Raw genomic sequence first — 21,347 nt, 5'->3', positions numbered from 1 at the left:
TGTAAAGTGATTGCAATTGCAACTACATGACTGAATTTAGCGCGGGATGAGCTACCATTGCAACCTTCTCGAATTCCCCGGATGGTGTTGCATGGCATCGAAAGAGCCTGATGTATGGTTTCGGTTTGTCAGGGCCCACAGGGCGGTCATCCGTGAAATTGAACGGCGCCTGACCCAGGCCGGCTTGCCGCCATACGCCTGGTACGACGCCTTGTGGGGCCTGGAAAGCGGTCCTGATGGCACTCGGCGCATGCATGAGTTGGCCGATGTACTGGCCATCGAGCGCTACAACCTGACGCGGTTGGTGGACCGCTTGGAAAAGGACGGCCTGGTGGTGCGCTCGCGCTGCGAGGGTGATGGGCGCGCCGCGTTTGCCTCGATCACCGATGAGGGCCGGGTGTTGCGTAAAAAGATGTGGGGCATCTACGAAAGTACCGTGGATGAATTGTTCCTTTCGCAACTCAACGCCGAGCAGCGTCAGGGCTTTTCCGATGCGCTGGAGCGCACGGCGGGGCTGGCGATGGCCAGTGCGCAAACACGGGGACGGCGCAGGTCTGAAACGCCATAGGCAAGGGCGTCTTCCCGCTCATCTGAGGCGGTACTGCTGCAATGCCCGTTCCACCTGTTGTGGTCCGATCAGCCCATCCTCTGCCAGTGCTTTTAAAGCCAGTGCGGTAATCCAATAGCGGTCAGGTGCCGCTGGCCGGACTGAGCCGGCACCCAGGGCGACAAAGCGTGCACGCACATGGGCCGCCAGCGGGTCGACGACGGACTGCGGATAGCCGGTGACCGCGATCACTGGGCTGTCGTTGCCCGCCAGGCAATCGCGTAAGTGACTGCTGCGTTTTTCTGCCAGTGGATGCAGGCGGTTCCAGCGCTCGGCGGCATTTGCTTCGCGCACCAATCGGGTGTAGCTGGGGCAGCTCCATAGCTGCGCCGATACGTTCCAGTCCTCCTCCAGCAACCTTGCGGCATGCACGACTTCTGCAAACACGTAGCCTGCACCCAGCAGGCGCACGTGCAGAGGTGCCGGTGGTTCGCGCCCGATCCGATACATCCCCTTGATTGCATCCGCGCGGTCTTGTTGCGCCAATCCCGGCCCGTCGTGCTGGTCATGCAGGGCCAGGTAATAGAAACCCGGCCTGCCCTCGATATACAGCGCATGCAAGGCTGCCAGGACTATCGCCCGGGTTTCTTCGCCGGAGGCCGGATCATAGGGGGTGCAATGTGGATTGCTGGCCAGCCACAGCGGGAGTGAGGGGTGTGCGCCTCTGGTCCACCTGGCGGGACGGGTCTGGATGTCGTTGCACAGAATCCCCCGTTGCTCGGTGCCGCGAGAGAGGGAACACAGCTGCGCCGATGAGGTGGCGCTATGCAGGTACAACAGCGGTTTTTCCCCACGGTTACGGGCAAACCAGGTGGGCCAGGTGGCAATGCGCCTGGAGTGGGACTGGCCGCGAATGACCCAGGCTTGCCTGCACGTCGCGGGGTTGAACTCTAGGGTGTTGGCCATAGCCATCACCGTATACAGCGGCGAGCTGCGGGGCGGCTGCTGATTGTTCAAGGTGTCGATGCAGATTTGTGCGGATTGCGCAGTGCTAGCAGTCAAGAGTCGCGTCCCATTGGCGGTGCAGAGCATCACCCTAATGGAAGTTGCGCAATGATTGCAACTGCAATGATTGCATTTGCATTTACTTTGCCTGTTTAAATCCGTGCCTGGCTGCTACGTTTAATCTTCAAGCTCAGGAACGTCATGACCCTGTCTTTTTTTCGTCACGACGGCACTTTAGGCTGGTGATGTGGGTCACTTAAGCCACCTGCTTTGATTACACAAGGAGTCGACGATGGACGATTATCAAGAAGAGCTGTTGGAGTATCAGGCATTCGAACTCGATCCCCTGGATCCGGCCGACGATGCCACCGAGCTGTAGGACAGACGTCAGGCGGAATGCCGCTGACTGCGGCGAAATTCCCCTGGGGTCTGGCTGTTCCAGCGCTTGAAGGCCCGTTGAAAAGCTTCCGCTGAGGCAAAACCGAGCAAATAGGCAATTTCCCCAAACGCCAGTTCCGTGTCGCGAATGTAGGTCATGGCCAGGTCGCGGCGGGTGTCGTTGAGAATCGCGCGAAACTGTGTGCCTTCCTCGGCCAGTTTGCGCCGTAGGGTCCAGGTCGGCAGCTTCAGGCGCGCGGCCACTTCTTCCAGGTCGGGTTCCCGGCCGCCATTGAGCATCGGCCCCAGCAAGCGGGTGATGCGCTCGCGCAGGCTGCGGGTGCGCGTCAGTTGTTCCAATTCCCTTTCACACAGTTGCAACAACAAGTGCCAGGTGCTCGGGCAGTGCTGCGGGTTGCGCAAGCCCAGGCTGTGCTGGCTCAGGCGCAGTTGATTGAGTTCTGCGCCGAACTGCACCGGGCAATCGCCCAGCACGTTGTAGCTGGCGCTGTAGTCTGGCGCGGCGAATTCGATTTCGATCCGCTCGGCCAGCACCGGCTGCTGGCACAAGGTCGCCATCTGATGCAGCCAGCCGGCGAGAATCGAATCCACCACGAAGCGGTTATAAGCGTTGTACGGGCTGATGGAATAGAAGCGCAACCAGGCGCCTTGGGCGTCCTCATGAAAGCTGGATTGGCCACGGTAATTGGCACCGTACAGTGCCTCGAAGCGCGTCAGGGTGCGCGCGGCTTCGCGCACGGTGGGGGCCTGGGCGGCGGTGACACCGGCCAGGCCGAGCTGATTCATGCGACTGAATTGGCCCATGCGCAGGCCCAGGCCGGGATCGTTGGTCAACTGGATGGCCGCATGGCCCAGGCGCATGTAGCGGGGGATCGACAGGCGCGCACCGGGTTCGCTCAGGCGTGCCGGGTCGAGGCCGTATTGCAACAGCAGCGGCTGCGGGTCCAGGCCATGGCTGAGGATGGCATCGGCTACGGTATGCACGATGCCCACCGATAAATCCCCGAGGCGCATCGGTGCCGGTTTCATGGGCTTATAGCCACACGTTCAGCAAGCGCGCACCACGCGCGTTGCCATCGGCGAAGACCTGGCCCTGGGCGCTGAGAAAGCTCTGGCCGCTGGTGCCCTGGTCCCAGAATTGGCCACGCATGAACACGCTGATGCCCGCGCCGGCCAGGCTGATCGGCGCCTGGCTGATCAGGCTCAGGCGATGCCAGGCTTGGCCTTCGCTGAGTTCTTCGGGCTTGAGGCTGACTTCCGGTGGCGTGGATACGCTCTTGAAACCGCGCCACGGCTTGTCCCAGGTATCCCGGCCAATCACCAACGCCGGCACCGCGACCAATTGCGCGCCTTGTTCGTTGAGCTTGCGGTAGTTGTCCGGGTACCAGCTGTCGCTGCCGATCAGGATGCCCAGGCGCCCGGCCGGGGTGTCGATGACATTGACCACGCCTTCGTCACCCGGCGCGATAAAGCCGCGCTCATCAAAGATCGGGTAGAGCTGGCGTTGGGGCTGGCCCAGGGGCAGGCCATCGCGGTCGAATACCAGGCTGGTGTTGTACAGCGCACCATGGCCAACCTGCAATTGGCCCTGGCTGACGCTCGGGTTGGGCAGGGCGATGGAGCCGGCCACCAGCGTCACCCCGAACTCCTTGGCCAGGCCGCCAAACAGCACCTGGTAATCGCGGGCCATGGCCGGGGCCTTCATGCGCAGGTAGGCGTCGTCCAGGCGGTTGTCGCCCTGGGCACTGATCAGTGCGCGCAGGAACAGCAATGGGTTGCTTGCTGATAGCCAGTTCATCGCCTCTTTAAGGCTGGTGGCTTGGTACAGCTCGTTTTTTTCGCCACTGACCATCAACCAGGTGCCGACATGTTCCGGCAGGACCACGATGGTTTTGTCGTTGAGCAGGCCCATGTCCCGGGCGTTGCGCAGGTACGCCGAGAGCTTGAGGTGCAAGCGCTCCAGGCTCTGGTAGTCAGCGGGGAACAGTTCTGGCTGGATGCCCAGCAGGTTGCCGTGATCGGCGGGCGTACCCTGGTTGACGGCCAGGTTGATCCGCAGGTCCGACAGGTAATGCCCCACGGGGCGCTCCTGGGTCCAGACCAGATAGGCGGAAACGGCGGCGACCAGGGCCATGGTGAGGGTCAAGGCAAGTAATTTACGCATGGAGAACAGACAACAGGCCGTGTGCAGGGTTCGCCCCTAGGGTAGGGCGCGTTGTCACGCTTGCCAAGGGGCGCTGCACATTTGGATCAATAACTTGTCAGTTTCAGTCATTGAGCGCCAAGGGTATGGCTCTTAGTCTGTGGGTCATAAACCGATGGTCTGCCATTCGAGCCTGCCACGTCCCGTGATGATCCGTTGTGGAGCTGTACCATGACCGCTGCTGCCTACCCGCACCTGCTGGCCCCGTTGGACCTGGGTTTTACTACCTTGCGCAATCGCACCTTGATGGGTTCGATGCACACCGGCCTTGAAGAAAAGCCCGGCGGCTTCGAACGCATGGCTGCTTATTTCGCCGAGCGTGCCCGTGGCGGTGTGGGCCTGATGGTCACCGGCGGCATTGGCCCGAACGATGAGGGCGGGGTGTATTCCGGGGCCGCCAAGCTGACCACCGAAGCCGAGGCGCTCAAGCACAAGATCGTCACCCAGGCGGTGCACGAGGCGGGTGGCAAGATTTGCATGCAGATCCTCCATGCCGGGCGTTATGCCTACAGCCCCAAACAAGTCGCGCCAAGCGCGATCCAGGCGCCGATCAACCCGTTCAAGCCCAAGGAGCTGGACGAGGAAGGCATCGAAAAGCAGATCAGCGACTTTGTGACGTGCTCGGTACTGGCCCAGGTCGCCGAGTACGACGGTGTGGAAATCATGGGCTCGGAAGGTTATTTCATTAACCAGTTCCTCGCCGCCCACACCAACCATCGTACCGATCGCTGGGGCGGTGCCTACGAAAACCGCATGCGCCTGCCGGTGGAAATCGTGCGTCGGGTGCGCGAAGCCGTGGGGCCGAACTTCATCATTATCTTCCGCCTGTCGATGCTCGACCTGGTGGAAGGCGGCAGCACCTGGGAAGAAATCGTGCAACTGGCCAAGGCCATCGAGCAGGCGGGCGCGACGATTATCAACACCGGCATCGGCTGGCATGAAGCGCGTATTCCGACCATCGCCACCAAAGTACCGCGCGGAGCATTCAGCAAAGTCACGGCCAAGCTGCGTGGCGCGGTGCAGATCCCGTTGATCACCACCAACCGTATCAACACCCCGGAAGTGGCCGAGCAGATCCTCGCCGAGGGCGATGCCGACATGGTGTCCATGGCCCGTCCTTTCCTCGCCGACCCGGAGTTCGTCAACAAGGCCGCCGCTGGCCGTGCCGACGAAATCAACACCTGCATCGGCTGCAACCAGGCCTGCCTGGACCACACCTTCGGTGGCAAATTGACCACCTGCCTGGTCAACCCGCGCGCCTGCTACGAGACCGAGCTCAACTATGTGCCGGTCACCCAGGTCAAGAAGATCGCCGTGGTGGGTGCCGGCCCTGCCGGTCTGGCAGCCGCTACCGTCGCCGCCGAGCGTGGCCATCAAGTGACGCTGTTTGATTCGGCCAGCGAGATCGGCGGCCAGTTCAACGTGGCCAAGCGCGTGCCGGGCAAGGAAGAGTTTTTCGAAACCCTGCGTTACTTCAAGCGCAAGTTGCAGACCACCCATGTCGAACTGTGCCTCAACACCCGGGTAGATGTGGCGCAACTGGCGGCCGGCGGTTACGACGAGATCATTCTCGCCACGGGTATCGCGCCCCGTACCCCGGCAATCCCCGGCGTGGAAAACGCCAAGGTGCTCAGTTACCTGGACGTGCTCCTGCAGCGCAAACCGGTCGGCCAGCGCGTGGCGGTGATCGGTGCCGGCGGTATCGGCTTTGACGTTTCGGAGTTCCTCGTGCATCAGGGCGTGTCCACCAGCCTGGACCGCGAAGCGTTCTGGAAAGAGTGGGGCATCGACACCCACCTTGAAGCACGCGGCGGTGTGGCCGGCATCAAGCCCCAGCCCCATGCCCCGGCCCGTGAAGTATTCCTGTTGCAGCGCAAGGCTTCCAAGGTCGGCGATGGCCTGGGCAAGACCACTGGCTGGATCCACCGCACGGGCCTGAAGAACAAGCAGGTGCAGATGCTCAATAGCGTCGAGTACCTGAAGATCGACGATCAGGGCCTGCATGTCCGTATCGGCGCCGAGGGCGAACCCCAGGTGCTGGCGGTGGACAACATCGTCATCTGCGCCGGCCAAGACCCGCTGCGCGAACTGCAGGACGGCCTGGTCGCCGCAGGCCAGAACGTGCACCTGATCGGCGGTGCCGATGTGGCCGCCGAGCTGGACGCCAAGCGCGCCATCAACCAGGGCTCGCGTCTCGCCGCCGAGCTGTAAGACCCGGGAAGGGGCGGTGTTAGACTACCGCCCCTTTTTTCATGCAGACATGCCCTGATGGGTCCTTTCGATTGGCTTCCCCAGGCTCCCCTTGAACCCTTGCAGCTGGATTGGCTGAACGGGGTCGAGGTGGCCGTGCTGCGCCTGGACCGCATCGACCCGCTGATCAGCGGCAACAAGTGGTTCAAGCTCACCGAGCACCTGGCCCAGGCGCAACAGGCTGGCGCCACGGGCATCATCAGCCTGGGCGGGGCCTACTCCAATCACTTGCACGCCCTGGCGGCAGCCGGCAAACGCTTCGGTTTTGCCACTGTCGGCCTGTTGCGCGGGCATCCCCAAGACACTCCGACGGTCCTCGATCTGCAAGCTTTGGGCATGCAACTGCACTGGCTGGGTTACGGCGGCTACCGCGCGCGCCATGCACCGGACTTTTGGTTGCCTTGGTGTGAGCGCTACCCGCGTCTGCATCCCGTGCCTGAAGGCGGCGGCGCATTGGCTGGGGCGCTGGGCTGCGGAGTGTTGGTCGAGCAAGCCCGACGACAGTTGCACACCTTGGGTTGGGCCGATTACGACGCCTGGTGGTTGGCGGCTGGCACGGGCACCACACTGGCTGGGTTGGTGCTGGCGGAGGCGGGTGCCCATCCTGTGTATGGGGCACTGGCGGTGCCGGATGATCATGGCGTCGCGCAGAACGTGCAGGCCATCGTGCAGGGCGGGTATGAACTGCTGGATGCCAGCCGTGGCGGCTTTGCCAAGGTCGATCAGCCATTGCTTGAGTTTATCGCCACTACCGAACAGGCCAGCGGCATGCTGCTGGAACCGCTGTACACCGGCAAGGCACTGCTGGCGCTCAAGCAGCAGATCGAAGCCGGGCGCTTTGCCCCCGGCATTCGCTTGATCTTTGTGCACACCGGCGGCCTGCAAGGCCGCCGGGGTTTTGCGGACTAACGCTTGGGCAACATGCGCAACACGGTGTTATCGCGCATGAAGTAGTGGTGATACAGGCCAGCAGCTGCGTGCAGGCCGATCAACCAGTAACCGATGGTGCCGCCCAGCACGTGCCAGCCTTCGATCTGCTTGGCCAGGTCTTTGTTCTCGCCGATCAACGGTGGCAACTCAAGCCCGTAGAACCACACCGAATGCCCTTCGGCACTGACGATCAGCCAGCCGAAGATCGGCATGCCGATCATGAACATATACAACGCCACGTGCATCAGGGTCGCCAGCAAGGTTTGCCATTGCGGCGGTGCCGGCAAAATCTTCGGCGCCACGCCAAGGCTGCGGGCAAACAGGCGCAGCCAGACCAGTACGAACACGGTCAGGCCGAACATGAAGTGCAGTTCCTTGATTAACGTGCGTCCGCCACTGCCTTTGGGGAAAATCCCGCGAAATTCAATGGTGGCGTAGACCGCGACCAGCAGCACCAGCATCAGCCAGTGCAGGGCGATGGACATCGTACTGTAACGGGACTCACTGTTTTTCCACGGCATCGCGTCTTTCCTCACTCATCAGGGGCAAACCTCCGTTCTTTGGCGACGAAGTCCCTTCAGCCTAACCCTGTTATGCAAGGTTTGCCCGAGTGAGGGGCGATGTATTGACCTCTATCAGATGCCTTGCGGCATTTCACCGCGGGCCAGGCGCTGATTGATGTCGGCGATCACGCCGGGCAGGTCGGTGATGGTGTCGATCAGGTAGTGCGGGCGCGAGCCGGCAAACAGCGTTTCGATACGCTTGCGTTCGCTGGCCAGCGTTGCAGGGTCGAGGGCGCGGAACTGCTCGTAGGTCAGGCCCAGGGCGTTGCCCGAGCAGGTCAGCGCCACGGTCCACATCCCGGCGCGGCGGCCTTCGAGGATGCCCGGCACGGTGTCGTCGATCTTCACGCAGGCGGCCACGTCATCGATACCCAGGGCAATCACATTGGCCAGGGCCTGGGCCGGCCAAGGGCGGCCATTGGGCACTTCGTCGGTGGCCACCACGTGGTCGGCGATATAGCCGTTGGTGGCGGCCAGTTCGACCACCTTGTCCATCACTTGCTTGGGGTAGCCGGAGCAGGAGCCAATCTTGATCCCTTGCGCACGCAGTGCGGCGATGGTCTCCAGGGCACCGGGAATCAGCGCCGAGTGTTCGGCGATCTTCTCGATCTGCAGCGGCATGAAGCGCTCGTAGATGGCGGTCACGTCAGCGTCGGTCGGCGTGCGGCCGAAGGCCTTGCGATAGCGCTCGGCCACTTGCGGCTGATCACACAGGGTGCGGATGTGGTCCCACTTGCCCATGCCCATCGGGCCACGGGCTTCTTCGATGGACACCTGCACGTCGAATTCGGCGAAGGCCTCGACAAAAATCTGCGTGGGGGCGAACGAGCCGAAGTCGACCACGGTGCCGGCCCAGTCAAGGATGGCGGCTTGCAGGGTGTTGGGGTTCTGATAGTTCATGGTGCAAATCCTATGGCTAATGTGGCGTTTTTTGTAGGAGCGAGCTTGCTCGCGAAAAACCTGAGGGCGCCGCTGTGAAGCAGGCCGCCCGCGTTATCGTTAACCCACTTCGCGAGCAAGCTCGCTCCCACACATCTCTTGCAGCGCCTGGGCAATCGCCGCCACCGCTGCTTGCATCTCGGCCTGGTTGACGTGACCGATGCAGCCGACGCGGAAGGTTTCGACCTGGGTCAATTTGCCCGGATACAAAATGAACCCCTTGGCCTTGACCCGCTCGTAGAAGTCCTTGAACTGGTAGCGCGGATCGTTCGGCGCGTGGAACGTAACGATGATCGGCGCCTGGATCGCGGCGGGCAGGAAGCTGCGCAGGCCCAGTTCGGCCATGCCGTCCAACAGCGTCTGGCAGTTGTCTGCATAGCGCTGGTGGCGGGCCGGCAGGCCGCCTTCTTCGTTGTATTGCAGCAGTGCTTCATGCAGCGCCGCCACCACGTGGGTCGGCGGGGTAAAGCGCCATTGGCCGGTCTTGGCCATGTAGGCGTGCTGGTCGAACAGATCCATGGCCAGGGAATGGCAGTTGCCCTGGGCGGCGGCCAGTGCGTCTTTTTTGGCAAAGACAAAACCCATGCCCGGTACGCCTTCCAGGCATTTGCCGGAGGCGGCGATCAGGGCGTCAAACGGCACTTGGGCGGCGTCGATGGGCAGCGCGCCAAAGGAACTCATGGCGTCGATGATCAGGCGCTTGCCGTGGCGCTGGATGACCTGGGCGATCTCCGGCAGCGGGTTGAGAATACCGGTGCTGGTTTCGCAGTGGATCAGCGCGACATGGGTGATGCTGCTGTCAGCCTGCAACAGCCGATCCACATCAGCGGCGGTGGTGGGCTGGTCTTCAGCGGTTTCGAAGGTGCTGAACGGGCGGCCGAGCACTTCGCAGATCTTCGCCAGGCGCTTGCCGTAGGCACCGTTGATCAGCACCAGCACCTTGCCATCCCGTGGCACCAGGGTGCCGATCGCGGCTTCGACGGCAAAGGTGCCGCTGCCCTGCAAGGGCACGCAGTGATGGCTGTCGCCACCGTTGATGATCGCCAGCAGTTGCTCGCAGAGGCTGGCGGTCAGTTGGTTGAAGCGGTCATCCCACGAACCCCAGTCAACCATCATCGCCTGGCGGGTGCGGGCGGACGTGGTCAGGGGCCCAGGTGTGAGCAGGATCGGCGCGGCAGTACTCATTCTCATGTCCTCGCAAAGCAGTGGGATGAAGCTACGGGACATAAATTGCAGTTTGGCTTGTCATCAATCAAATTGTTTGTTGTTATGCCAGCCATCAGTGAGGCCGATAGCTATGAATCTTTTCCAACTCCGTGCGTTTGACGCCGTGGCCCGGGACGGCAGTTTTACCCGGGCCGCCGCGCGCCTGTTTATCAGCCAGCCCGCCGTGACCGGGCATATCAAGGCGCTGGAAGAGCACTACCAGATCACTCTGCTGCGGCGTACCGCGCGGCGGGTCGAGTTGACGGAAGAGGGGATCAAGCTCGCGGCCATCACCCGCAGTATCTTCGGCCAGGTGGATGAAGCGCAGACGCTGCTTGAAGCCAACCGGCAACTGCTGACTGGGCGCCTGGAAGTGGCGGCGGATGGGCCACACATGGTCATGCCGATGCTGGCGCGCCTGCGTGCGCGCTACCCGGGGATTACCGTCAACCTGCGTTTGGGCAATGCCCAGGAAACCCTGGCCGCGCTGCTGTCCGAGCATGCGGATGTGGCGGTGTTGACTGAGGTTGAACCGCGCAAGGGTTTGCATTTGCAGCCGTTGAGCGAGTCACGGATCTGCGCGCTGGTGCCCGCCGGCCACCCATGGCTGGCAGACCCGGCCGGTATCCGCCTGGAGCAACTGGACCAGGTGATCATGGTGCTGCGTGAGCCCAGTTCCATTACGCGTCGGACTTTCGACGACGCCTGTGCCGAGGCTGGCGTCAATCCCCGGGTGCTGCTGGAACTGGACAGCCGTGAGGCGGTGACGGAAGCGGTGGCCGCCGAGTTGGGGGTGGGCGTGGTGTCGTCGGTAGAAGTCAGCCGTGACCCGCGGGTGCACGCGATTCCAATCCAGGGCGAGGGCTTGCTGAACCAGCATATGCTCGGCTGCATGGAGCGGCGCCGGGAGTTGCGCTTGATTCAGGCGTTTTTCGAACTGGCCTCCAGTTGATGGGTGTTGATCAGACTCTGTGGCGAGGGGGGGGCCATCAATTAAGCGCAGATCCCCTGTGGGAGCGAGCAAGCCCGCTCCCACATTTGATCTTTGCTGCTTTGAGTATTGCGTTCGCTCAGGTATCGAGGCTCTCGCGGACAATCTCCAGAAAGGTCGCCACCACCCGTCGCGAGCTCTGTTCTTTGAGGCACACCAGCGTTTCCTTCATGCGCTGGGTGCAATCGCGAATCGGCATGGCATACACCCGTGAGTCCGCACCAAACTCCGACGCCGAGACCACGCCCACGCCAATCCCCACCACCACCGCTTCACGGGCGGCCTCGCGGCCTTCTACCTGGATCGCCGGGCGAATCCGCAGCCCGGCCTGGTGCATCTCCCGCTCCAGGGTCTGACGGGTTACCGAGCCGGTTTCCCGCAGGACCAGAGGTGTGTCATCCAAGTCCGCCAGTTCGATGAATTCACGCCCGGCCCACGGGTGGTTGCGTGCAACAAAGGCCAGCATCGGGTCATCGCGCAGCGGGATCGAGAGCAGGCGCTCATCGTCAACGTCGCGCCCCACCAGCGCCAGGTCAGCCTGATAGTTGTACAGGCGATACAGCGCATCATCGGTGTTGCCGGTCTCGATCTTTACCGTGATTCCCGGATAACGTTCGCAAAACTGCGCGATCTGCGGCAGTACATGCACCGGCGCATCCACGGCCAGGGTCAGGCTGCCGGTCTGCAAGGCCTTGGAGTCTTGCAGCAGTTCCTCGGCCTCGGCGGCGATCACAAACAGGCGCTGGGTGATACTCAGCAGGCGCTCGCCCAGGTCGGTCAGGCGCACGGAGCGTTTGTTACGATGGAACAACAGCACACCGAAGCGCTCTTCGAGCTTGCGCACCTGGTCGGAAATGGCCGGCTGGGTGAGGAACAGCCGCTCGGCTGCCAGGGTAAAGCTGCCGTGGACGGCAACGGCATGGAAGGCTTTGAGTTGCGCGTGGGAAACCGACATGGCACGACCTCTTACAAGCTGAGCTTATATTTGAAATACGATAAATCGATTTTACCTATTAGTCAGCCATTGCTTTGATAGCCCTCAGTCGCCGTAGGTTGAGTCCTACAACTTCGGCGATCATGGGTCGTTGCGTGCAACCTTGCAGGACTCATCTGACCAGTACCTGGCGCCCTGCGACCCGGTACTGCAGTGCAAAACAATAAAAACACAGGCAATTGCTTCTCGATTCTGCCGGCACACTCACACCTGAGGTCAGAACCACCATGAATATCCCTATGGGTAGCATCAAGCGTTGGCGCGTGCAGATTTTCGCCATCACCTGGCTGGCTTATGCCGCCTTCTATTTCACCCGCAAAGCGTTTTCCGTGGCCAAGCTCGGCATTGTCGACGACCCGAACTTCCCGCTGGACAAGATGATGATGGCCAACCTCGATGGCCTGTACCTGGCGGCGTACGCCGTCGGCCAGTTCACCTGGGGCATGCTGGCCGACCGTTTCGGGCCACGGGTGGTAGTGCTCGGTGGCCTGGTGATTTCCGCGTTGGCCGCGTTGGTGATGGGCACCTTTGCCACGTTGCCGATCTTTATCAGTTGCATGCTGATCCAGGGGCTGGCGCAGTCCACCGGCTGGTCGGGCCTGTGCAAGAACCTTGGCAGTTTCTTCCCGGCGCAGCAGCGTGGGCGGGTGCTGGGGCTGTGGAGTTCCTGCTATGCCTTTGGCGGCCTGGTGGCGTCACCGTTTGCCGGGTGGTGGGCCTATACCCTGATCGGTAGCTGGCACGCAGCGTTTATTTCCAGCGCGGCGGTGGTGGCAGTGGTTGCGGTGCTGTTCTTCATCTTCCAGCGCAACACCCCGCAGGATGTCGGTTTGCCCGCCGTGGAGCCGGAGCCCGCCTTGAGTGCAGAAGAGGCGGCAGCAGCCAGGAAGATCAGCATTCTTGAACCGTTGCGCGAGATCTTGCGCAACCGCACGGTACTGACCCTGGGCCTGGCGTATTTCCTGTTGAAGCCGGCGCGTTACGCGATCCTGTTGTGGGGCCCGGTAATTGTCTACGAGCAGATGCCGTCGGTGGGCAAGGTCGGCGCAGCCATTGTGCCCACCGCGTTCGAGCTGGCGGGGCTGCTGGGGCCGATCATGATTGGCCTGGCGTCCGACAAGCTGTTCGGTGCGCGGCGCATGCCGGCCTGTGTCCTCAGCCTGCTGGCGCTGACGGTGTCACTGGCGTTGTTCATGGGCGCGTTGCACACCGGCAGTGTGTTGCTGGTGATGGCCTTGCTGTTTGTCATGGGCCTGACCCTGTACGGGCCGGACTCGATGATCAGCAGCACCGCCGCGATCGATTTCGGCACGGCCAAGGCTGGCGCCACGGCGGCGGGTTTCGTCAACGGCTGCGGTTCGGTGGGGGCGATCCTGGGTGGCCTGCTGCCGGGTTACTTCGACACGGTGACGGTGTTTATCGTATTTGCCGGTTGCGCGTTGTTTTCTTCGCTGGTGTTGATGCCTTACTGGAACGCTCGGCCTGCGGTATTGGCGCAAGTCGGGGACTTTGTGCCGGATCGCGCCATGGCGATCAAACCCCTGCGCACCTGAGCCACCTGCGTCGCTGGCCGGTTTTTTGGTGGAAGAGAGTGTTTTTGCCCTATAAACTCTGCCGCCAAAGCGCCGGCCAGTAGACGTCTCGGCGCCACGGATATCAAGAGAGTGAGTCATGGGCGCACAGTGGAAGGTTAAACATAAAGAAGCGGCATCCAATGCCAAGGGCAAGATCTTCGGCAAGCTGGTGAAAGAGATCACCATTGCCGCCCGCAACGGTGCAGACACCGCGACCAACGCCCACCTGCGTCTGGTGGTCGAGCAGGCCAAGAAAGCCTCGATGCCCAAGGAAACCCTGGAACGTGCGATCAAGAAAGGCGCGGGCCTGCTGGGCGAAACCGTGCAGTACCATCGCGTGACCTATGAAGGGTTCGCCCCGCACCAGGTGCCGTTGATCGTTGAATGCGTGACCGACAACATCAACCGTACCGTGGCGGAAATCCGCGTGGCGTTCCGCAAGGGGCAATTGGGGGCTTCGGGCTCCGTGGCCTGGGACTTCAACCATGTGGGGCTGATCGAGGCCTCGCCGGATACTCCGGATGCCGATCCGGAAATGGCCGCCATCGAAGCCGGCGCCCAGGACTTTGAAGAAGGCGAAGAAGAGGGTTCGACCCTGTTCATCACCGAGACCACTGACCTGGACGCGGTACAGAAAGCCTTGCCGGAGCAGGGTTTCACCGTGTTGTCGGCCAAGTTGGGCTACATCTCGAAAAACCCGGTCACTGGTTTGAGCGACGAGCAGATGGCTGAAGTCGAAGCCTTCCTGGAAGGCCTGGACAACCATGACGACGTGCAGGATATGTTCGTCGGCCTGGCGGGCTAAACCCAGTCTAGAACGGTGATGGCGGGCTTGTGTGGGAGCGGGCTTGCTCGCGATAGCGGTGGTTCAGTCAATATTTCTGCGACTGACACACCGCTATCGCGAGCAAGCCCGCTCCCACATTTGCATGGCATTTCAGAATGAGGACAGTTGCGCCTCGATCTCTGCGAACGCCGGTCGTGCCAGCACCTGTGGCTGGCAGCAATGGTCACGCAGTGCTTCCAGCGCCAGGCGCTGTTGATCGCTCAAGCCGCTGTCAATCCGCTCCAGCAACTCCCCCAGCAACACCCCGAACGCGCGCACTTCAATGCGTTGCAGCGCCCTGGTTTGCAAGGTGTCTACCGTGGCGTGGAACGATGCCGCGCCAAAGTCCCCGAGCAGGCAATCACCCTCGGCATTGCACAGGATATTGTGGCCATACAGGTCGCCATGGGTAATGCCGTGCCGGTGCAGGTGGGCGGCCACCGAGGCGATGCCCCGCGCTATGCGCAATGCCACCTCGGCGCTGAAACGTGTGGCGGGGTCGTAGATGTCCCGGGTGCAGGACGCCAGGCTTGGCAGGCCGGCGAGGTTGCGGTAGCTCGGCTCGATCAGGTCCATCACCAGTGCGGCCTGGTCATCGGGGTGGCCAACCACGCGGCCTTGCACCCTGATCAGGTTGGGGTGCAGCCCGGCGGCAATACAGGCCTGCATTTCGTGCAGCGGCGAACCGTCGCTGGTGATGGTGCCCTTATAGAGTTTGACGGCGACAGGCGCGTTCGAAGGTTTGCAGAGTGCCTTGCGGATCACACCTGAGGCGCCTTCGCCCAGCACTTCGGCCAGCGCCAGTTCGGCCCAGGGAATATTCGGCGTGTCGTCGTCATTGGCCACATCCACCGCCATTTCCACCGGGTTGCCGGCATAGGCCAGCCAGGTCAGGCGCGGTAGTGTCAGCAGCCAGTGCGGCAATTGCGCCAGGCGGTTGGAGGCGATGCGCAGCAGTTCGAGGTTATGGCACTGGGCCAGGCTCGCCGGCAGTTGCTCCAGGCGGTTGCCGGCCAGCATGAGTTTTTGCAAGCGTGGCCGCTCGCCGAGCTCGTCCGGCAACTGGCTGATGTGGTTGTCGGTAAGGATCAGCCAGCGCAGCTGCGGCGGCAGCGCGGCAGCGGGCACATGCTCGATCTGGTTGGCTTTGAAGCCAACCATGCTCAATTGCGGGCATTGGCCCAGGCACGCCGGCAGTTCGGTAAAGGCGTTGTCCGAGCAAAACAGCACGCGCAGGTGGGGCAGGCGGTGCAGATCGTCGGGCAGGCTGCTCAGGGCATTGCCACTGAGGTTGAGGATTTCCAGGGAGTCGGCCAGGTCGAAGATTTCCCGGGGGAACTGCGTCAGGCCACAGGACAGGTCCAGGCGCTTGATGCCAGCCAGTTGGCCAGCCTTGAGTTGGGCAAGGGTATCCATGAACAGCAGCGTCACTCGACAAAGGCAAAGGCGCTCATGATAACGGCTTGGGCGCGATCGAGCTGATTTGTTGCAACTGGCCCAGGCGGCTGCGGGTGCGCGCCAAGTCGATCGCCTGGCCCTCCAGGGCATCGTCCAGTGGCTGTTGGCCCAGCAGTGTCAGGTGCTTGTCCTGGTCGTACAGCACGTCGATCAGGTTGATAAACCGTTGTTGCACGGCAATCGGGCAGTCGTCCAGCCGGGGCAGGCCGTCGATGATCCAGTGGTCGAAGTCCTCGCACAGCAGCAGGTAATCCATCACGGCAGTGGGTTGTTCACACAGGTCGTTGAAGGTGGCGCCCAGGGTGCGCGCCTGATGCCAGCGGACCTGCAGTTGTCGTGCTCCCACTGCCAGGGCCAGGGGCGGGCCATCGGTGTCGGGCAGCCCCCGCTCACTGCGTTGGGCCGGGGTGCCGGGCCAAACGTACAGGCCATGGGTGAAGCGCTGTTGCCGATGGTTCTGTGCCAAGCCTCGATAGTCGTGGGGCGCGCTGACTTGCATGACGTCCATGCGTGCGCCGATCAAGTCGATCACCGGCTTGAAGCGCTGGTGATACAGCGGGTTGGGCAGCAAGCCCTGTGGCGGGTAATTGGAGGTGAGCAGCACCAGGATGCCCCGTTGGAACAACGCCTTGAACAGACGGGTGATCAACATCGCATCGCCGATGTCATGCACATGGAATTCGTCGAAACACAGCACCCGGCAACCGTCGAGCAATTGATCCAGGGTAGCGGCCAGGGCGTCGGCCTGCTGGCGGTGAGCAAACATGCCTCGGTGCAGGCGGGCGAAAAAGTCGTGGAAATGCACCCGCTGTTTGTCCGGGCACGGCAAGGCCTGGAAAAACCCGTCGAGCAACCAGCTTTTGCCCCGGCCGACGGCCCCGTGCAGGTACAAGCTGCGGGTCGGACGCCGGGCCTGCAAGTGCGCGGTTTGCCGGGTCATGGCCGCGATCACCTGCCATTGGCTGGGGCTGAGGGTGTAGCCCTGTTGCCGGGCCTTGTCTTCAAAGAACCGCTGAATGGCTGGGGCATTATCGGTGGTGGTTGTTTTGCCCAGCAGCCGTTTGAACAAGGGCAGGCGACGGGGGCGGCTATCTCGAAAAGGCATGGCGTTGGCGTCCTAGAACCTTGTGGTCTGCTTGAGCAATGGGGTGGTCGGCTCGTCCTCTTGGCTGACCATCGCATAGTTGTAGCCGGGGCTGGACCAGTACTGGGCCTGGAGCCCGTCGGCATTGCGACTGCCCGGTGGCAGCAAGGTGTTCTGCGGGCCCGGCGGGCGAATGTAGAAACTGATGCGCCGGCCCTGCGGGTTCTCGTAGAGCACCATCGCCGCTGCGCCTTGATCAGTGGTGAGCAGGCGCCCGCTGACCGGGTTGAAACCGGCCTGGCTCAGGTCTGGCAGGCGATGGGCCTGGGTGAAGTAACGGTCGAGCCAGGCTTGCATATCGCCGCTGCCTTGCACCTGGTAATCGGCGGGCATGATCCGCTCCTGGGCGAACAGGCGATAGGCCTGCATGGCGTCGGTCATCGGCAGTGCCGTGGCCACAAGGGTTGCCTGCCGTGCTTGCCAGCCACCCAGGCCGCCCAGGCTGACGGCGAGCACCAGCATGGCGGCAGTGGCCAGTTGGCGGCGCGACTGGTGCTTGAGACGCTGGCGAATCAGTGCCGGATCCAACTGCGGATTAGCCGCTGGCGCAGCGCCGAGGGCCGCGCGCAGGTGCTGGGCATCCTGTTGCCAGGCGTGGACCTGGGCCGCGACCTCGGGGTGGGCGGCGAGCCAGATCTCCAATTGGCGTCGGTCCACCTCCGAGAGTTGGTGGTCGACGTAAGCGTGCAGGTCGCGTTCGTTGGGGGGCAGGCTGATCATTTGAGTATCCGCAGGGAGGGGCGGTTGATGTCGCCGTCGCTGAGCTGGCGCAAGGCCTGGCGGGCGCGGGACAGGCGTGACATCACGGTGCCGATGGGCACGTCGAGGATATGGGCGACTTCCTTGTAGCTCAAGCCTTCCACCGAGACCCACAGCAGCAGGGCGCGCTGCTCGCCGGTCAACTGGTCGAAAGCTTGCAGGGTCGACTGGGCGATCACCTCGCGTTCGACCGAGGGTTGCGCGTCATCGCGCCCGGTAAAGAACTCCAGCATCCGTGCATAGCGTCGCGAACGCCGGTGCGCGTCGAGAAACTGCCGGTAGAGGATCGAGAACAACCAGGCGCGTAAATCACCGTCGACGCGCCTGTCACGCCAACTGACGATGGCGCGCTCCAGGCTGGCCTGCACCAGATCATCGGCGCTGCTGGGGTTGCGCGTCAGGGACAGGGCAAAGCGCCGCAGCCTGGGAAGGAGTTCACGCAACTGTTCGTCGAGTTCGTGCATGGGGGCCTGCGTGTCGTGGGCGGTGTTGAGGGAGACGCCTACCGGCAAAGGTTGTTCCATTTGTAGGAAAAATAAACGCTACAGATGGCCTTGGTCTTTATCGTTTGTAGGCTCCCGTAGCCCTGTAATGTCGTGAATCGTCCTCAGTCCAGCTCCCAGCCTGCCCGATCACTGTGAGGCAGGCGCCAGATGAGGAGTTGACACATGATATCGGCGACAGCAGCAGATAGCGGATTTGCTTGCACCAAGGCACTGGGCCATTTGCCCATCATCCAACGTAATACCCTTGAAAGTTGGGGATGCGGGCCGGCACGGCCACTGCCGTACGCGTGTATACACCTGGCCTTCGAGGCGCAAGCCGCAGCAGCTCCCCAGCAGATAGCCGCGCTCTGTCTGGAGCAGAGCATCAGCTATGAGCAGTTGAACCGCCAGGCCAATCGGCTGGCCCGGCACTTGATCGAGCAGGGCGTGGTGGCGGGAGACACGGTAGCGCTGTTTGTCGAGCGGTCGATCCCCATGCTGGTGGGCCTGCTGGCCGTGTTGAAAATCGGCGCGGCGTACGTGCCGCAGGATGCCAGGATCACTCCGCCGGCCCAGTTGACGATGATCCTTGAGACATTGTCGAGTGCCGTAGTACTGACCCTATCCGGGCTCAAGGACCGATTGCCGCTGGCGGCGGGCCAGCCGTGCGTGTGCCTGGATGAGTTCCTGGCGCAACAGCCCTGGGTGGCCGAGGAATGCCTGCTGGACGTCGCCGCGCCAGACCCTGCCAGCCTGTGTTTTGTGCTGTTTACCTCCGGTACCACAGGCCGGCCAAACGGGGTGCGGGTGACCCACCGCAATGTCTGCAATATCTTGCTGACGGCCCCGGGAAACCTCGGCATCAAGCCAGGCATGAGCGTTGGGCAGATACTCAACATCGCCTTTGACATGGCGGCCTGGGAGATCCTCGGTTGTCTGGCCCATGGGGCGACGTTGCTTATCCGCCAGCAAGACATCGGGGAAACGGCACGCCATTGCCAGGTGCTGATCGCCACGCCGTCGATTCTCGCGACCCTGGATCCCCGGCAATGCCCCACGCTTGAGGTGGTCGCGGTGGCGGGCGAGCCATGCCCCCAGGCCCTGGCGGACCGCTGGGCGGCCCATTGCACGTTCTACAACGGTTGCGGGCCGACTGAAACGACCATCGTCAATACCCTGCATCGGCATGTGCCAGGGGCGCGATTGACCATCGGCAAGCCGACACCCAATAACACCGTGTATGTGCTCGATGAACATGGCCAGGCCTGCGCGCCAGGGGCAGTGGGGGAGATGTGGGCCGGGGGCGATGGGGTGACGGCCGGTTATCTGCACAACCCGTTGTTGACTGCGCAACGCTACCGACCTGATCCATTCCTGGGGGCGGGCCGGATGATGTTCCATACCCGCGACCTGGGCCGCTGGACGGACGAAGGGGCGTTGGAGCATCTGGGGCGGGTTGACGATCAGGTCAAGGTCCGCGGTTTTCGCGTGGAGTTGGATGCGCTTGCCACCACGCTTGAGGCCTGCGGTGCCTGTAGCCGGGCGGTGGCGTTGAAGTTCGACAGCCAGCACCTGGTGGCATTCGTGACCCCCGCCACGGTGGATATCCCGGCAGCCAGGCAGTACTGCGCGCAACGGCTGGCCTACTACTGTGTGCCCGCGGTGATTTTCGCCGTGGACCTCCTGCCGCTCACAGCGCGTGGCAAGGTCGACAAGGCTTTGCTGCTGCAATGGGCCCGTGACAGCGAGGAGGGGCGCCAGTTGCTCCTGAGCACAGGTGGCCGAGCATGATTGAACGGTGGATGGCCACGGTGCTGCCCGCCCGGCCTGGCGGGTGGCGGCGCTGGCGTGGCAGGCCGATATTTTCCCATTACAACTGTCTGGTGGCAGGGGTGCTGATGGGCAACGGCTGGTTTGCGCTGGCGGGCTTGACCCTGCCCTTGATCGACGTGCAACAGGTGTCGCTGCTGGTGATGATTAACCTGTCCCTGGCGATCCTGGTGCGCCAGCAGTATGTAATCAACGGGCTGTTCTGGTTGGCGACGCGTATTCCCGTGAGCTGGCCGCTGTATATACGCCGCCGCGCCGCCAAGGTCTATCACCTGGGCGGGCTGCACAGCGGCGGTGCGCTGGCTGCCACGGTGTGGTTCGCGGTGCTGGTCGGCAGCCAGGGCTGGCGCTATCTGCAACAGCCTTCGAGTGTGTCGGTGCCGTGGTTGCTGGTCAGTGCGGCGCTGCTGGGTGTGTTGCTGTTGATGGTGGTGATGGCGCAGCCGGGGATTCGCCGCCGCTTTCACAATGGCTTTGAGCGCGTGCACCGGTTTGCGGGGTGGGCGGCCTTGCTGTTGTTCTGGGTGCAGACACTGCTGGCCGAGGCTCCCGCGGGGGCGGTTTGGGTATTGCTGGTGCTGACCCTGAGTATTGCGCTGCCTTGGTTACGCTTGCGCAAAGTGGTAGTCAGTCATCAGCGGCCTAGTGGCCATGCCGTGATCAGCACATTGCGCCACACCACGCCCTTTGCGGGGTCGTCCACCGCGATCAGCCTGCAACCGCTGCTGGAGTGGCACTCGTTTGCCAATATCCCGACACCGGGCCAGCCGGGTTTTCGCCTGATTATTTCCCGGGCCGGGGATTGGACGGGGCGCTTTATCGAGCAGATGCCGTCCCATGTGTGGGTCAAGGGTATTACCACGGCGGGGGTGGCCAACGTCGAGACCTTGTTCAAGTCGGTGGTGTACATCGCCACTGGCAGCGGCATTGGCCCGGTGATGCCGCATTTGCTGGCCAAGCAGGTGCCGATCCAGTTGGTCTGGTCGACCCGCAGCCCGGCCAAGACCTATGGCGAGGAACTGGTTGCAGAAATCCTTCGCGCACAACCCGGTGCAGTGATCTGGGACACCGATGTACGGGGCAAACCTGACCTGGTGCAACTGGCCTACGCGGCGGTGCAGGACTTCGCTGCCGAAGCGGTGATCTGTATCGCCAACCAGGCGGTGACGCAGCGGGTGGTCGAGGAAATGGAGGCTCGGGGGATACCCGCCTATGGGGCGATCTGGGACTCCTGAACAAGGCTC

General features: G+C 62.7%; 19 protein-coding genes. 8 read left to right on the top strand and 11 right to left on the bottom strand.

Annotated elements, in window-relative coordinates:
• Window positions 1–91: 91 nt before the first annotated feature.
• Window positions 92–568, top strand: coding sequence for a MarR family winged helix-turn-helix transcriptional regulator (locus tag FJD34_RS11120; protein WP_029298408.1), 477 nt, complete (start codon window positions 92–94; stop codon window positions 566–568).
• Window positions 569–586: 18 nt separating this feature from the next.
• Here the strand turns inward: FJD34_RS11120 and FJD34_RS11115 are convergent, their stop codons facing one another.
• The 3 genes from FJD34_RS11115 to FJD34_RS11105 all read right to left on the bottom strand — a co-directional run bounded on the left by FJD34_RS11115 (window position 587) and on the right by FJD34_RS11105 (window position 4,115).
• The gene (locus tag FJD34_RS11115; protein WP_050593349.1) at window positions 587–1,639 is read right to left on the bottom strand and encodes a transketolase-like TK C-terminal-containing protein; all 1,053 of its coding nucleotides are present in this window, start codon (window positions 1,637–1,639) and stop codon (window positions 587–589) included.
• Between the two features lie 300 nt (window positions 1,640–1,939).
• Window positions 1,940–2,980, bottom strand: coding sequence for an AraC family transcriptional regulator (locus FJD34_RS11110; RefSeq protein WP_065943655.1), 1,041 nt, complete (start codon window positions 2,978–2,980; stop codon window positions 1,940–1,942).
• A 4-nt stretch (window positions 2,981–2,984) separates the two neighbouring features.
• Complete coding sequence (locus tag FJD34_RS11105) at window positions 2,985–4,115, bottom strand: carbon-nitrogen hydrolase family protein (RefSeq protein WP_032860273.1); 1,131 nt, start codon at window positions 4,113–4,115, stop codon at window positions 2,985–2,987.
• A gap of 210 nt (window positions 4,116–4,325) precedes the next feature.
• Between FJD34_RS11105 and FJD34_RS11100 the strand changes: the two genes are divergently transcribed.
• Both FJD34_RS11100 and FJD34_RS11095 read left to right on the top strand, forming a co-directional pair.
• Window positions 4,326–6,365: an NADPH-dependent 2,4-dienoyl-CoA reductase gene (locus tag FJD34_RS11100; RefSeq protein ID WP_065943657.1), complete on the top strand. Its 2,040-nt coding sequence runs from the start codon at window positions 4,326–4,328 to the stop codon at window positions 6,363–6,365.
• Between the two features lie 57 nt (window positions 6,366–6,422).
• Window positions 6,423–7,313, top strand: a complete 891-nt coding sequence (locus FJD34_RS11095) for a 1-aminocyclopropane-1-carboxylate deaminase/D-cysteine desulfhydrase (protein ID WP_065943658.1) — start codon at window positions 6,423–6,425, stop codon at window positions 7,311–7,313.
• Here the strand turns inward: FJD34_RS11095 and FJD34_RS11090 are convergent.
• From FJD34_RS11090 to FJD34_RS11080, 3 genes are all read right to left on the bottom strand, one after another.
• Window positions 7,310–7,855 (bottom strand): cytochrome b, encoded by a 546-nt coding sequence (locus FJD34_RS11090; RefSeq protein ID WP_090290803.1) that lies wholly within the window; start codon window positions 7,853–7,855, stop codon window positions 7,310–7,312. The two genes, FJD34_RS11095 and FJD34_RS11090, sit on opposite strands and share 4 nt — an antisense overlap.
• Before the next feature lie 114 nt (window positions 7,856–7,969).
• Complete coding sequence (gene phnX, locus FJD34_RS11085) at window positions 7,970–8,797, bottom strand: phosphonoacetaldehyde hydrolase (protein ID WP_032860269.1); 828 nt, start codon at window positions 8,795–8,797, stop codon at window positions 7,970–7,972.
• 99 nt (window positions 8,798–8,896) lie between these two features.
• Window positions 8,897–10,021: a 2-aminoethylphosphonate--pyruvate transaminase gene (locus FJD34_RS11080; RefSeq protein WP_032860268.1), complete on the bottom strand. Its 1,125-nt coding sequence runs from the start codon at window positions 10,019–10,021 to the stop codon at window positions 8,897–8,899.
• A gap of 112 nt (window positions 10,022–10,133) precedes the next feature.
• Here FJD34_RS11080 and FJD34_RS11075 point away from each other — a divergent pair, with 112 nt between their 5' ends.
• Window positions 10,134–10,994: a LysR substrate-binding domain-containing protein gene (locus FJD34_RS11075; RefSeq protein ID WP_090290804.1), complete on the top strand. Its 861-nt coding sequence runs from the start codon at window positions 10,134–10,136 to the stop codon at window positions 10,992–10,994.
• A gap of 118 nt (window positions 10,995–11,112) precedes the next feature.
• Here FJD34_RS11075 and FJD34_RS11070 read toward each other — a convergent pair whose 3' ends face one another.
• Window positions 11,113–11,988, bottom strand: coding sequence for a LysR substrate-binding domain-containing protein (locus tag FJD34_RS11070; RefSeq protein WP_090290805.1), 876 nt, complete (start codon window positions 11,986–11,988; stop codon window positions 11,113–11,115).
• Between the two features lie 266 nt (window positions 11,989–12,254).
• Here FJD34_RS11070 and FJD34_RS11065 point away from each other — a divergent pair, with 266 nt between their 5' ends.
• Complete coding sequence (locus FJD34_RS11065; RefSeq protein ID WP_032860265.1) at window positions 12,255–13,580, top strand: MFS transporter; 1,326 nt, start codon at window positions 12,255–12,257, stop codon at window positions 13,578–13,580.
• Between the two features lie 118 nt (window positions 13,581–13,698).
• Window positions 13,699–14,406, top strand: coding sequence for a YebC/PmpR family DNA-binding transcriptional regulator (locus FJD34_RS11060; RefSeq protein WP_032860264.1), 708 nt, complete (start codon window positions 13,699–13,701; stop codon window positions 14,404–14,406).
• A 132-nt stretch (window positions 14,407–14,538) separates the two neighbouring features.
• Here FJD34_RS11060 and FJD34_RS11055 read toward each other — a convergent pair whose 3' ends face one another.
• From FJD34_RS11055 to FJD34_RS11040, 4 genes are read right to left on the bottom strand one after another with little or no spacing between them, the layout of a single operon-like run.
• The gene (locus FJD34_RS11055; protein ID WP_090293093.1) at window positions 14,539–15,843 is read right to left on the bottom strand and encodes a protein kinase; all 1,305 of its coding nucleotides are present in this window, start codon (window positions 15,841–15,843) and stop codon (window positions 14,539–14,541) included.
• Window positions 15,844–15,877: 34 nt separating this feature from the next.
• The gene (gene zapE, locus FJD34_RS11050; protein ID WP_090290806.1) at window positions 15,878–16,990 is read right to left on the bottom strand and encodes a cell division protein ZapE; all 1,113 of its coding nucleotides are present in this window, start codon (window positions 16,988–16,990) and stop codon (window positions 15,878–15,880) included.
• Window positions 16,991–17,002: 12 nt separating this feature from the next.
• A complete protein-coding gene (locus FJD34_RS11045) occupies window positions 17,003–17,749 on the bottom strand; it encodes an anti-sigma factor family protein (RefSeq protein WP_090290807.1) in 747 nt (248 codons plus the stop codon).
• On the bottom strand, window positions 17,746–18,252 hold the full coding sequence (locus tag FJD34_RS11040) for an RNA polymerase sigma factor (protein WP_090293095.1): 507 nt from the start codon (window positions 18,250–18,252) through the stop codon (window positions 17,746–17,748). Before FJD34_RS11040 ends, FJD34_RS11045 begins: the two co-directional genes overlap by 4 nt.
• 204 nt (window positions 18,253–18,456) lie before the next feature.
• On the opposite strand from FJD34_RS11040, the gene FJD34_RS11035 reads away from it, so the two are divergent.
• The gene (locus tag FJD34_RS11035; RefSeq protein WP_090290808.1) at window positions 18,457–20,064 is read left to right on the top strand and encodes an amino acid adenylation domain-containing protein; all 1,608 of its coding nucleotides are present in this window, start codon (window positions 18,457–18,459) and stop codon (window positions 20,062–20,064) included.
• The gene (locus FJD34_RS11030) at window positions 20,061–21,338 is read left to right on the top strand and encodes a membrane protein (protein ID WP_032860261.1); all 1,278 of its coding nucleotides are present in this window, start codon (window positions 20,061–20,063) and stop codon (window positions 21,336–21,338) included. Before FJD34_RS11035 ends, FJD34_RS11030 begins: the two co-directional genes overlap by 4 nt.
• Window positions 21,339–21,347 lie beyond the last annotated feature (9 nt).

The sequence above is a fragment of the Pseudomonas brenneri genome (assembly GCF_007858285.1).
Taxonomy (GTDB): domain Bacteria; phylum Pseudomonadota; class Gammaproteobacteria; order Pseudomonadales; family Pseudomonadaceae; genus Aquipseudomonas; species Aquipseudomonas brenneri.
The sequence above is the reverse complement of the archived record's forward strand: the minus strand, read 5'-3'. Positions and strand labels throughout refer to the sequence as shown.

Coding starts and splice junctions, on each gene's coding strand:
- zapE (WP_090290806.1), bottom strand. CDS start 16,990: ATGCCTTTTCGAGATAGCCGCCCCCGTCGCCTGCCCTTGTTCAAACGG.
- FJD34_RS11105 (WP_032860273.1), bottom strand. CDS start 4,115: ATGCGTAAATTACTTGCCTTGACCCTCACCATGGCCCTGGTCGCCGCC.
- FJD34_RS11060 (WP_032860264.1), top strand. CDS start 13,699: ATGGGCGCACAGTGGAAGGTTAAACATAAAGAAGCGGCATCCAATGCC.
- FJD34_RS11075 (WP_090290804.1), top strand. CDS start 10,134: ATGAATCTTTTCCAACTCCGTGCGTTTGACGCCGTGGCCCGGGACGGC.
- FJD34_RS11100 (WP_065943657.1), top strand. CDS start 4,326: ATGACCGCTGCTGCCTACCCGCACCTGCTGGCCCCGTTGGACCTGGGT.
- FJD34_RS11090 (WP_090290803.1), bottom strand. CDS start 7,855: ATGCCGTGGAAAAACAGTGAGTCCCGTTACAGTACGATGTCCATCGCC.
- FJD34_RS11035 (WP_090290808.1), top strand. CDS start 18,457: ATGATATCGGCGACAGCAGCAGATAGCGGATTTGCTTGCACCAAGGCA.
- FJD34_RS11045 (WP_090290807.1), bottom strand. CDS start 17,749: ATGATCAGCCTGCCCCCCAACGAACGCGACCTGCACGCTTACGTCGAC.
- FJD34_RS11110 (WP_065943655.1), bottom strand. CDS start 2,980: ATGAAACCGGCACCGATGCGCCTCGGGGATTTATCGGTGGGCATCGTG.
- FJD34_RS11095 (WP_065943658.1), top strand. CDS start 6,423: ATGGGTCCTTTCGATTGGCTTCCCCAGGCTCCCCTTGAACCCTTGCAG.
- FJD34_RS11055 (WP_090293093.1), bottom strand. CDS start 15,843: ATGGATACCCTTGCCCAACTCAAGGCTGGCCAACTGGCTGGCATCAAG.
- FJD34_RS11040 (WP_090293095.1), bottom strand. CDS start 18,252: ATGCACGAACTCGACGAACAGTTGCGTGAACTCCTTCCCAGGCTGCGG.
- FJD34_RS11120 (WP_029298408.1), top strand. CDS start 92: ATGGCATCGAAAGAGCCTGATGTATGGTTTCGGTTTGTCAGGGCCCAC.
- FJD34_RS11070 (WP_090290805.1), bottom strand. CDS start 11,988: ATGTCGGTTTCCCACGCGCAACTCAAAGCCTTCCATGCCGTTGCCGTC.
- FJD34_RS11080 (WP_032860268.1), bottom strand. CDS start 10,021: ATGAGTACTGCCGCGCCGATCCTGCTCACACCTGGGCCCCTGACCACG.
- FJD34_RS11030 (WP_032860261.1), top strand. CDS start 20,061: ATGATTGAACGGTGGATGGCCACGGTGCTGCCCGCCCGGCCTGGCGGG.
- FJD34_RS11115 (WP_050593349.1), bottom strand. CDS start 1,639: ATGCTCTGCACCGCCAATGGGACGCGACTCTTGACTGCTAGCACTGCG.
- FJD34_RS11065 (WP_032860265.1), top strand. CDS start 12,255: ATGAATATCCCTATGGGTAGCATCAAGCGTTGGCGCGTGCAGATTTTC.
- phnX (WP_032860269.1), bottom strand. CDS start 8,797: ATGAACTATCAGAACCCCAACACCCTGCAAGCCGCCATCCTTGACTGG.